The following is a 10,881-nucleotide window of genomic DNA, read 5'->3' on the forward strand; positions in this document are numbered from 1 at the left end:
CCCCCATCGGCCCCAGGTGGCCCAGCGACGGTGCGGCCACCCCCGGCCCGATGCCGGGCGGCACCGGCTGCCCGGTGGCGCCCCGGTAGGCCGCAGCCACCACCGAGGTGGCCAGCCACGCCACGGCCAGCGCCTGCAGCACGGCCACCACGCCCTGCAGCACCACGGGAAGCGCGACTGCTGCGACCTCCTTCCGTGCGGTGGGGAGGAGGCGCAGCAGTCGCGGGTCGAAGGGCTTCACGGGGTCATTCTCAGGCCCGGTGGGCTCCCTCGAGGGGGCGGGTGGCCTCGGTGCCGTAGGCCTTCGGGTCGGGGATGTTCGCGGTGCTGATGCGCTTGCGGAACACCCAGTAGGTGTAGCCCTGGTAGAGCAGCACCACCGGGGTGAGCACCAGCGCCACGACGGTCATGATGCCGAGCGTGTAGTCCGTGGCCGAGGCGTTCTCGTGCGTGAGCGAGAAGGCCGCGTCCGTGGTGGACGGCATCACGTCGGGGAACAGGGCGGTGAACAGCGCGGCCACCACCAGGGCGATGGCCAGGAAGCTGCACCAGAAGGCGCCCTTCTCCCGGCCGGCCAGGGCCTCGTGCGCCGCGTCGCGCCCCTGCTTCTGGGCCGTGGCCACCAGGGCCAGGGCGGCCACGAAGGCCAGCAGACCGGCCACCAGCAGCACCCAGCTGGCGGTGTTGCCGGTCTGCAGCATCACCAGCACGGTCCAGGCCACGGTGAGCACGGCCGCCACCAGCCCCACCCTGAGGGCGATGCCGCGGGCGTCGTGCCGCACGTCGCCGGTGGTCTTCAGCGCCACGAACAGCGCGCCGTGGGTGAGGAAGACCGTCAGCGTGGCCAGGCCGCCCAGCAGCGCCAGCGGGTTGAGCAGCGTCCACAGGGTGCCGGTGTACTCCATGTCGGCGTCGATCGGCACGCCCACCACGATGTTGGTGAACGCCACGCCCCACAGCAGCGCCGGCACGAACGAGCCGACCACGAGGGCGACGTCCCAGCGCGAGCGCCAGGTGTCGGAGTCCTCCTTGTGGCGGTACTCCAGTGCCATGCCGCGCAGGATGAGGCCCACGAGGATGAGCAGCAGCGGCAGGTAGAACCCGCTGAACAGGGTGGCGTACCAGTGCGGGAAGGCCGCGAAGGTGGCGCCACCGGCGGTCAGCAGCCACACCTCGTTGCCGTCCCAGTGCGGGCCGATGGTGTTGATGACGGTGCGCCGGCGGCGCTCCGCGGTGGCCGGGTCGGCATCGCGCCCCAGCACGGGCACGAGCATGCCCACGCCGTAGTCGAAGCCCTCCAGGACGAAGTAGCCGATCCACAGGACGGCGATGAGGACGAACCAGATGATGGACAGTTCCATGACGATTCCGTGTCTCCCGTAGGTCTCGTGGCTCAGTAGGCGAACACGTGCGGTTCGTCGTCGGCGGTCATGCGCTGCGCCTTCCCGGCGTCGGCGTGCTCGGCGCCGGCGGAGGCGTAGCGGAGCATGAGCTTCACCTCGATGACGGCCAGCGCGCCGTAGAGCAGGGTGAAGACGACCATCGAGGTGAGCACCTCGGCGGCGCCCACGCCGGGGCTCACGCCGTCCTCGGTGTTCATGAGGCCGAACACCACCCACGGCTGGCGGCCCATCTCGGTGAAGATCCAGCCGAAGCTGTTGCCCAGCAGCGGCCCGAACAGGGCGGCCAGGGCGGCCGGGTACCACCAGCGGCTGGTGAGGGAGCGACCGCCACGGGTGCCCCACAGCACGGCGGCCGCGGCGAGCATGCCCAGGGCTCCGGCGCCCATCATGTAGCGGAAGGACCAGTAGGTCACCATGATGTTGGGCCGGTAGTCGCGGACCTCCAGCAGCGGGTCGCCGGAGCCGCCATAGACCTTGGCGTACTCCTCCTGCAGCTGGTTGATGCCCTCGACCTTGCCGTCGACGTCGCCGGTGGCCAGGAAGCTCAGCACGCAGGGCACGGTGATGGCGAACTTCTCGTGCTCGCCGTCGGGGGTGCCGATGGTGAGGATCGAGAAGGAGGCGCAGGAGTCCTCGGTGTCGTAGAGGGCCTCGGCGGCGGCCATCTTCATGGGCTGCACGTCGGTCATGATCTTGCCCTGCACGTCGCCGGTGACGACCACGCCGAGCGAGGCGACGAGCATGATCCAGGCGCCCAGGCGGGCGCCCTTGCGGTACATGCCCTCGTCGGCCGGGAACTTCTTGCGCCACAGGTGCCACACGGCCACGGCGACCACGAGGCCGGCGCCGGTGGCGTAGGCGGCCGTGGCCACGTGGGGGAAGGTCACGAGCTGCACCGGGTTGGTGAGCACGGCCCAGAAGTCCACGAGCTCGGCGCGCCCGGTCTCCGGGTTGTTGCGGTAGCCCACCGGGTTCTGCATGAACGAGTTGGCGGCCAGGATGAAGTAGGCGCTCAGCAGGGTGCCGATGTGCACCAGCCAGATGGCCGCGTTGTGCAGCGCCTCGGGGATGCGTCCCCAGCCGAAGAGCCACAGGCCGAGGAAGGTCGACTCCAGGAAGAAGGCCAGGAGGGCCTCGATGGCCAGTGGGGCGCCGAAGATGTCGCCGACGAAGCGGGAGTAGTCCGACCAGTTCATGCCGAACTGGAACTCCTGCACGATGCCGGTGACCAGGCCGAGCGCGAAGTTGATGGTGAAGAGCTTGCCGAAGAACTTGCTGAGGCGGAGCCAGTCCTCGTGGCGCGTGCGGATCCAGAGGGTCTGCATGAGCGCGACGACGAAGCTCAGGCCGATGGTGATGGGGACGAAGAAGAAGTGGTAGACGGTGGTGATACCGAACTGCCACCGGGCGAGTTCGAGTGCATCCATGTCTGCTCCCGCAGAGGTAGTGGGCCCAAGGGGTCGGCCGGTGCGATCGGGATCTCCGAGCGACCTGTTGACGATCAAATACTACGCCGCTTCGTAGTTGCGCCGTAGCACAGGCCCACCTCACCACATCGCAGCGGGGTGGGTGCACCCTCTGCACCCACCCCCCCCTCGGCACCCTGGCCCCTCGGGTCCCGCGCGCCCCGTCTCAGCCGTTGCGCTGGTCCACGATGCGCCGCGCCTTGCCCACCGACCGCTCGATGGTGCCCACGCCGCCCACCACCACGCGGGCCGTGGTGCCGATGCGGTTCTTCACCTCGTGCTGCACCACGCCCGCCAGGTGGTCGTACAGGTGCTCCGCCACGTCGGGCTGCGCCTCGATGGTGACCGTCAGCTCGTCCATGCGCCCCGGACGGGTGAGGATGCACTGGAAGTGCGGCGTCAGCCCCTCGATGCCGAGCACGATCTCCTCGATCTGCGTGGGGTACACGTTCACGCCGCGCACGATCATCAGGTCGTCGGTGCGGCCGGTGACCTTCTCCATGCGGCGCATGCCCGGGCGGGCCGTGCCCGGCAGCAGCTTGGTGAGGTCGCGCGTGCGGTAGCGCAGCACCGGCATCGCCTGCTTGGAGAGCGAGGTGAACACCAGCTCACCCACCTGCCCCTCGGCCACCGGCTCGCCGGTGAGGGGGTTGACCACCTCGGGGTAGAAGTGGTCCTCCCAGATGTGCAGGCCGTCCTTGGTCTCCACGCACTCCTGGGCCACGCCCGGCCCCATCACCTCGGAGAGGCCGAAGATGTCCGTGGCGTGCATGCCGGCGCGCTCCTGGATCTCCTGGCGCATCGCCTCGGTCCACGGCTCGGCGCCGAAGACGCCGATCTCCAGAGAGGTCTCGCGCGGGTCGATGCGCATGAGCTCCATCTGGTCGAGCATGGCCAGGAAGTAGCTGGGCGTCACCGTGATGGCGCGGGGCCTGAAGTCCTGGATGAGCTGGATCTGCTTCTCGGTCTGCCCGCCGGACATGGGCACCACGGTGCACCCGAGCTTCTCCGCGCCGTAGTGGGCGCCCAGGCCGCCGGTGAACAGGCCGTAGCCGTAGCTGTTCTGCAGCATGTCACCGGGGCGCACGCCGGCGGCGCGCAGCGAGCGGGCCACCACCTGGCCCCAGGTGTCCAGGTCCTCGCGGGTGTAGCCCACCACGGTGGGGCGGCCGGTGGTGCCCGACGAGGCGTGCACGCGCACCACCTGCTCGCGGGGCACGGCGAACATGCCGAAGGGGTAGTTCTCGCGCAGGTCGGCCTTGGCCGTGAACGGCAGCCTGGCGAGGTCCGAGAGCTCGCGGAGGTCGTCCGGGGTGGCGCCGACGGAGTCCAGGGCCCGGCGGTAGTGCGGCACGTTCTCGTAGGCGTGCCGCACCGACCACTGCAGGCGCTCCAGCTGGTGGGCGCGCATCCGGTCCACCGACCAGGTCTCGGCCTCGTCGTAGAGGTCGGGCCGCTCGTCGACCCGGGGGAGGCCGGTGGGCTGGGCGGCGGTCGAGGAGGGCGAGGGCGGATTCGGGGGCGTGGTGCTCATCGCCTCAGTGTGCCCCCGGTCACATGCGCGGGCCGATGGGGGTGCGCTCGTCGCGCCCGGTGGCGGCGAAGTCCGGCTCGGTGAACTCCTCGCCGCCCGACATCGGCGCCCCGGCCTCGCGCGTGCGGCCCACGATGGTCTCCTGCTCGCGCAGCGGGGCACGGTCCCAGGTCTCGATGACCATCGCGATGCTGCGCGCCACTAGGCAGGAGCCGCCGGCCATCCACGCGGCGCGCGGGTCGTCCTCGGGCGTCACTTGAGCACCGCCGGCGTCATCTGCGAGAGGGGCTCGCTCAGGGCGTTCACGGCATCGGACAACTTCTTGACGTCGGCCTCGGAGAGGTCGGTGTACGAGGCGAAGCCGTCCTTGCCCTGGCGGTGCTCGTCGAGCAGGGCCTGCAGGGCGTCGAAGCGCTTGGCGATGGTGCCCGAGAGCTCCGGGTCCTTCTTCTCCAGCAGCGGCTTGAGGTTCTCGTAGGCCACCTTCGCGCCGTCCACGTTGGCCTGGAAGTCGTACAGGTCGGTGTGGCTCCAGATCTCCTCCTCGCCGGTCACCTTGCCGGTGGCCACCTCGTCGAGCAGGCCCTTGGCGCCGTTGGAGATCTGGTCGGCGGTGAAGTCCATCGTCCGGGTGCGGTCGTGGAGGGTCTCGGTGTCCTTGACCAGCTTGTCGGCGATCTTCGCGCGCTCGGCGTCGGTGAGGGGCTCGTACTTCGTGCCGCCGTTGGCCTTGGCATCCGGGGCCCACAGGTCCTTCTCGGCCACGTGCCAGCCGGTCCAGGCGGTGCCCTCCTCGACGTCGGCCTCGCGGGCGTCCGTCTTCCCGTGGTCTCCGCACCGCCCGCGGGCGTCCGTCGGCCCGGCCGGTGTTCCTCGCCGACCGGGCCGTTCATCTCACCGCCCCGGCAGTGCCCGGCTCCGTCCGGTGAACACCGCCACGACCGGCCACTCCTCGAGGTCCGTGGGCACGCCACCGGTGCCGTCCTCACTCTCCGCCCCTGCCCCTTCGCCCCCACCGGCCTGCGTCAGCGGGTGTCCCTCGGGAGCCTTGCGGACCACGACGTCGGTCATGCCGCTGCGACCCCATGTGAACCGCTCGGTCCCCACGCCCACGAGCACGTCCCCGAGCCGCGTGGGCGCCAGGAAGTCGATGTCGCAGTGGGCCGCCACCGTGGTGGTCCCGCTGCTGTTGCAGGTCAGCGCGAAGATGCTGTCGCAGAACACGAACACCATGCCTCCGTGCGTCGTGCCGTGGCCGTTCACCATCGACTCGGTGATCGTCATCCGGGCCACACTGCGGCCCAGGCCGTCCACGCGGTCGACCTCGAGCACGTCGATGCCCATGTGCCGCGACGCCCCGTCGGTCTCCCACATGCGGCGCACGTGGGCGAGGTCGGTGCCGTCGGTGGCGGTGTCGCGCAGTCCGTCGTGCCAGGTCATGCGTCGTCTCCCCTCGCGTTCTGCTTCTGCGTGTGCGCCTCGCCGTCCTCGACCGCGCCCTCGACGAGCGCCACGAGGGCCTCGCTCGGCCGGTAGCGCCCACCCGGGTACGCGGCGTCCATGACGCGCAGGTTCTCCAGCACGGTGGCTGCACCCAGCTCGTCGAGCCACTCGAACGGCCCCTTGGGGTAGTTCGTGCCCAGCCTCATGGCGGTGTCCACGTCCTCGCGGGTGGCCTCACCACGGTGGACCAGGTCGACGGCCTCGTTCACCAGCATCGAGAGCGTGCGGGCCACGACGTTCGACTCCACCGGTCCGGTGGCCAGCGCGCGGGCCGCGAACTCGTCGCCCTCGGCGTCCTGGGGTGCGCCGTCCTCGCCGTAGGCGTAGACGCCGCGGCCGGACTTGCGGCCGAGCGTGCCGGCGTCCACGAGGTCCTTCTGGTAGGCGGTCGGCTCGTAACGCGGGTCGCGGTCGGTCTGCTCCCAGACGCTCTCTCCGACCGCGTAGTTCACGTCCTGCCCGATGAGGTCGGTCAGTCGGAAGGGCCCCATCGCGAACCCGGCGTACCGCGTGAGGGCCAGGTCCAGGTCGGCCGGGCTGGCCGAGCCGCGCTGCGCCATCCGCTGGGCCTCGCCGTAGAACGGCCGGGCCACCCGGTTGACGATGAACCCGGGTGTGGACGTGCACCGCACGGGCGTCTTGCCCCACGACCGCACCAGCGCGGTGGCGCGGTCCAGTGCCTGGGGGGAGGAGTTCCCGCCGCGCACCACCTCCACGAGCTTCATGAGCGGCGGCGGGTTGAAGAAGTGCAGGCCGATCACGCGGCCCGGCTCGTCCACACCCTCGGCGATGGCGGCGATGTCCAGGCTGGAGGTGTTGCTCGCCAGCAGGGTCTCGGCGGGCTGGTGGGAACCGAGCGTGCGGAAGATGTCCTGCTTCACGTCGAGGCGCTCCACGGCGGCCTCGATCACCAGGCCCATCGGTGGCAGGGCGGTCAGATCCCCGTCCGCGGCGGGGCCCACCACGAAGTGGCCGATGGCCTCCTCAGCAGCGTCCGCGGTGATCTTGCCCTTGCCTGCGAGCTTGCGGAGGGTGGACGTCAACCGCTCCACGGCCTCGGCGGCGGCGCCGGGGCGCACGTCCACCAAGTGCACGTCGTGTCCGGCCTGGGCGGCCACTTGGGCGATGCCGGCCCCCATCGACCCGGCGCCGACGACGGCGACGGGCGGCAGCGCGTCGGGGGTGCTGGGCGTGCCGGAGGGCTGGGGGGTCTGGGTCATGTCCGCCTCGTGGTCGTGGTCGTGGTCGTGGGTGTGGTCGTGGACGTCCTGCTCGTGGTCTGCGTGGCGGCCGGGGTGGTGTCTGTCGTGCAGCGGCTGACACCGGTCACCGGACGTGTGCCACGTCACTACGCTACGGGTATGACTGAGACGACCGTGCAGCCCTCCTCCACCACCCCGCCCCAGGTCCCGGCCGCGGCGCAGGCGCTCGTGGAGAAGCACCGCGAGGCCCTGTCCGAGGCCACGGCCGCCCTGGAGGCCCGTTCCTTCCACAGCCGTTACCCCGAGTCGCCCTCCCCGAAGGTCCACGGCGAGGACGCCGCCCCCACGGGCCTCAAGGCCCACCAGGAGACGCTCGGCACGACGTTCGAGTCGCTGTCGTCGCAGCCGACCACCGGTGCGTGGGTGGGTGCGGAGAGGTCCCCGTACGGCCCGGAGCTGGGCGTCACCTACCCGCAGCTCGACGTGGCCGCCGCCATGCAGGCCGCCACGGCTGCGCAGAAGGCCTGGCGCGATGCCGGCGCCGAGGCCCGCGCCGCTGTCTGTGTCGAGGTGATCGACCGCATCGCCGCCCGCCCGTTCGAGATGGCCCACGCGGTCATGCACACCTCGGGCCAGCCGTTCGTCATGGCCTTCCAGGCCGGAGGCCCGCACGCACTGGACCGCGCCCTGGAGGCCGTGACGGTCGCCCTGGCCGAGCAGCGCAAGGTGCCCGAGTCGGTGGTCTGGGAGAAGCCTGCCAAGGGCGAGCCGATCCGCATGCAGAAGGACTACCGCGTCATCGGTCGCGGGGTGGGCCTGGTCATCGGCTGCAACACCTTCCCCACCTGGAACGCCTACCCGGGCATCTTCGCCTCGCTGGCCACCGGCAACGCCGTGGTCGTGAAGCCGCACCCGATGGCGATCCTGCCGCTGGCCATCACCGTGGAGGTGGCCCGTGAGGTGCTGGCCGAGGCCGGCTTCGACCCGGCCCTGGTGCAGCTCGCCCCGGAGGAGCAGGGCGGCACCCTCGCCAAGGACCTGGCCCTGGACCCGGCCGTCAGGATCATCGACTACACCGGCGGCCCGGGCTTCGGTCACTGGCTCGAGACCGAGGCCGCGTCGGCGGGCAAGCTCGTCTACACCGAGAAGGCCGGCATCAACACGGTCGTCGTGGACTCGTTCTCCGACCTGCGCGCAGCCACCGGCAACCTGGCCTTCTCGTTCTCGCTGTACTCCGGCCAGATGTGCACCGCGCCGCAGAACGTGTACGCCAAGGCCACCGGCATCGCGACCCCGGACGGCGAGCTGACCGCCGAGGAGTTCGCCACCTCCCTGGGCAAGGCCATCACGGCCTTCAACAAGGAGGACGCCAAGGCCGTCGAGATCCTCGGCGCCACGGTCAACGACGACGTCCGTGCCCGCGCCAACGACTTCGCCGGCCTGGCCGATCGCCTCGGCGGCGAGGTCGTCCTGGCCCCGCGAGAGGTCGAGCACCCCACCTTCCCCGACGCGGTCGTGCGCACGCCGGGCATCATCCTGCTCGACGCCGACAAGCAGGACGCCTACACGCAGGAGTGCTTCGGGCCGGTGGTCTTCGTCATCCGCACCGAGTCCACCGAGCAGTCCCTGCAGATCGCGCGCGACACCATCCAGGAGTACGGCGCCATGACCATGGCCGTGTACTCCACGGACGAGGGCGTTCTGGCCGACTCCCGCGAGGCCGCTGCGGATGCCGGCGTGGCCCTGAGCGAGAACCTCATGGGCCAGATCTTCGTGAACCAGACGGCCGCGTTCAGCGACTTCCACGGCACGGGGGCCAACCCGGCCGCGAACGCCGCCTACGCGGACGCCGCGTTCGTGAGCAACCGTTTCCGTGTGGTGACCACGCGCCGCCACGTCTGACGCGGCACCCGCGTGCGCCGGGCGGTGATCCCGCCCCATGGCGTCCCGGAGATCCTCGCGTCCGCCTCGGCCCGTCCCCGGCACCTGCCGGTGGCGGGCCGTGGTGGTGCTCGGCGCCTGGGCGCACCGCTCCCTCAGCCGTCGGCTCACCATGTCGACCCCTCCGTCCGCCACGCGAAGCGCACCGTGGCCACGCCGTGCTCGTCCCGTTCGATCGTGTGGGTCCGTCGTCTGTCGTCCAGCAGCCGGTGATGTCTGCCGCACAGCGGGATCCCGTTGGCGAGGTCCGTCGGTCCGCCACCCGGATGGAGCACCTGCCCGCTCGGTCCCCGGACGGGTGCCCACGGGTCGGCGTGATGGATCTCCGTCCAGGCGAAGGGCCGGTCACAGTCCTCCTCCGCGCAGTGGGAGTACTTCAACGCCAACGCCGAACGCTGCACCTCGCTGAAGAACCGCCGCTGCTGACCGAGGTCGGTCAGCTGCCCGGCTCCTCCCATCACTGCCGGCACGATCCCGGCTTGGCTGGCCAGCCGTCGCACCTGCTCGGCGGAGACGACCGCGCCGGACTCGGTGACGCCGGCCCGGTCGGTTTCGCCGCGCAGGGTCTCGAGGTCCGTGCGCACCAGCAGGATGGCGTTGGTCTTGGTGCCCAGATGGTCGGTGGGCAGGTGGTCGACGAGCTCGGCCAGGGCGCGCCCCTGCTCGTTGCGTCGTTCCAGCTCCCGGTGGCGCGACCCGCCGTCCCCGGTGCTCCCGCTGGCTGCACTGGTCGCAGCACCGCCGGTAGCGCTCTGGGGGCGGTTGCGTCGACGCGGCGAGGCCAGGCACTCCAGGGCCTTCTTGAGCATGTGGGCCTGCAGCTCAGGCAGCACGAACTGGCCGAACCACGTGCCGTCCTGGTTGTCCTTCATCCAGAACGACGCGGCGTCCAGCGCGGCTGTCTCCTCCGCGAGGACCTGTGTGTTCTCGTGCTCGTCCACCCGACGCACGTCGATCCCCAGCACCTCCGGTGCCCGGCGGGCCTCGACCCGCAACCTGCTGGGAGACCGGCGCTGGGCCAGGGCCACGAGGTGCGCCTCCAGACGAGCCATGTCAGCCTCGGGCGTTCCTTCGGGGAGCCCGTCGAGTGCGTCCACCACGATCACGGCGTGACGGTGGCTGAGCAGTCCCTGGTCGAAGGCGTCCGCGAGCAGTGGGTAGCGCGCAGCGGGTGCAGCATCCGTTGGCCCGGGCACCGCGGCGGAGCGGTCCGGGGTCGCGCCCGCCCCGTGGACACCAGGGCTCTGGACCGGCACGAGGCCGGCACCCGGGTGGGGCAGCGGGCCACCCGGCATCGCGTTGCCGAGGGCGTGTGCGAGCTTGCGGTCGCGACTCGCGTCGCGCGCGTCCCTCTGGGCCGCGCGCCCGGCGAACTGGCCGTCGTCGGTGTGCACCGACCGTCCGGACTCTCGCGCTCCGCGCACCACGTCCATGCTGCGCGTGCGGATGCGGTCGCCGCGGTTCGCCAGCACGGTGCTCTGCTCCACCACCCAGGCGAGCTGCGCGCGTTCGAGATCCACCCCGGTGGTGCCCAGTTCTGCCAGGGCCCGCATCACGGCCTCGTCCGCGGTGCGGGCTGCCTCGAAGGCGGCTTCGAGCGCTTCGAGGGGCGCGGGCCCTGCGAGTTCGATCGGTGTGGCCATGTCCCCTCCCTTCGTGTCTGGTCCACCTCGACGACAGTCATCATCGTACAGATGATCCAAGCAAGGTGCAACAGTGATCAAACATGTGGACGAGTGGCTGGTGGTGGGAGTGGAAGGGGTGCACCTGTGGACACGTGGCGCGCGTGGGCCGTCGACGTGTCTTGGGGGAATCGTTATCGGGATCCTGTG

General features: G+C 71.0%; 8 protein-coding genes and 2 pseudogenes. 1 reads left to right on the top strand and 9 read right to left on the bottom strand.

The features are described from left to right. The 8 genes and pseudogenes from HMPREF3099_RS12400 to HMPREF3099_RS06820 all read right to left on the bottom strand — a co-directional run. Positions 1–241 (bottom strand): annotated as a pseudogene (locus tag HMPREF3099_RS12400) (hypothetical protein); the annotation flags it as partial. A gap of 10 nt (positions 242–251) precedes the next feature. Further along, the gene (gene cydB / locus HMPREF3099_RS06790; protein WP_070705290.1) at positions 252–1,361 is read right to left on the bottom strand and encodes a cytochrome d ubiquinol oxidase subunit II; all 1,110 of its coding nucleotides are present in this window, start codon (positions 1,359–1,361) and stop codon (positions 252–254) included. A 32-nt stretch (positions 1,362–1,393) separates the two neighbouring features. Then, positions 1,394–2,830: a cytochrome ubiquinol oxidase subunit I gene (locus tag HMPREF3099_RS06795; RefSeq protein WP_070705291.1), complete on the bottom strand. Its 1,437-nt coding sequence runs from the start codon at positions 2,828–2,830 to the stop codon at positions 1,394–1,396. Positions 2,831–3,035: 205 nt separating this feature from the next. After that, the gene (paaK, locus tag HMPREF3099_RS06800) at positions 3,036–4,403 is read right to left on the bottom strand and encodes a phenylacetate--CoA ligase PaaK (protein ID WP_083323579.1); all 1,368 of its coding nucleotides are present in this window, start codon (positions 4,401–4,403) and stop codon (positions 3,036–3,038) included. 49 nt (positions 4,404–4,452) lie between these two features. Continuing rightward, positions 4,453–4,641, bottom strand: a pseudogene (locus HMPREF3099_RS06805) (deferrochelatase/peroxidase EfeB); the annotation flags it as partial. Between the two features lie 14 nt (positions 4,642–4,655). Next, a complete protein-coding gene (locus HMPREF3099_RS06810) occupies positions 4,656–5,168 on the bottom strand; it encodes an EfeM/EfeO family lipoprotein (RefSeq protein ID WP_070705293.1) in 513 nt (170 codons plus the stop codon). Positions 5,169–5,297: 129 nt separating this feature from the next. Beyond that, positions 5,298–5,843 carry a hotdog fold thioesterase gene (locus HMPREF3099_RS06815; protein WP_202816718.1) on the bottom strand — a complete coding sequence of 182 codons (546 nt, stop codon included), beginning with the start codon at positions 5,841–5,843 and terminating at the stop codon, positions 5,298–5,300. Beyond that, a complete protein-coding gene (locus HMPREF3099_RS06820; RefSeq protein ID WP_070705294.1) occupies positions 5,840–7,126 on the bottom strand; it encodes a 3-hydroxyacyl-CoA dehydrogenase NAD-binding domain-containing protein in 1,287 nt (428 codons plus the stop codon). The genes HMPREF3099_RS06815 and HMPREF3099_RS06820 overlap by 4 nt, the downstream gene beginning before the upstream one ends. 141 nt (positions 7,127–7,267) lie before the next feature. Here HMPREF3099_RS06820 and paaN point away from each other — a divergent pair, with 141 nt between their 5' ends. Beyond that, positions 7,268–9,010 carry a phenylacetic acid degradation protein PaaN gene (gene paaN, locus HMPREF3099_RS06825; RefSeq protein WP_083323581.1) on the top strand — a complete coding sequence of 581 codons (1,743 nt, stop codon included), beginning with the start codon at positions 7,268–7,270 and terminating at the stop codon, positions 9,008–9,010. Between the two features lie 146 nt (positions 9,011–9,156). Here paaN and HMPREF3099_RS06830 read toward each other — a convergent pair whose 3' ends face one another. Further along, complete coding sequence (locus tag HMPREF3099_RS06830; RefSeq protein WP_070705295.1) at positions 9,157–10,692, bottom strand: HNH endonuclease signature motif containing protein; 1,536 nt, start codon at positions 10,690–10,692, stop codon at positions 9,157–9,159. Between the last annotated feature and the right edge of the window lie 189 nt (positions 10,693–10,881).

The organism is Kytococcus sp. HMSC28H12 (genome assembly GCF_001816045.1).
GTDB lineage: Bacteria > Actinomycetota > Actinomycetes > Actinomycetales > Dermatophilaceae > Kytococcus > Kytococcus schroeteri.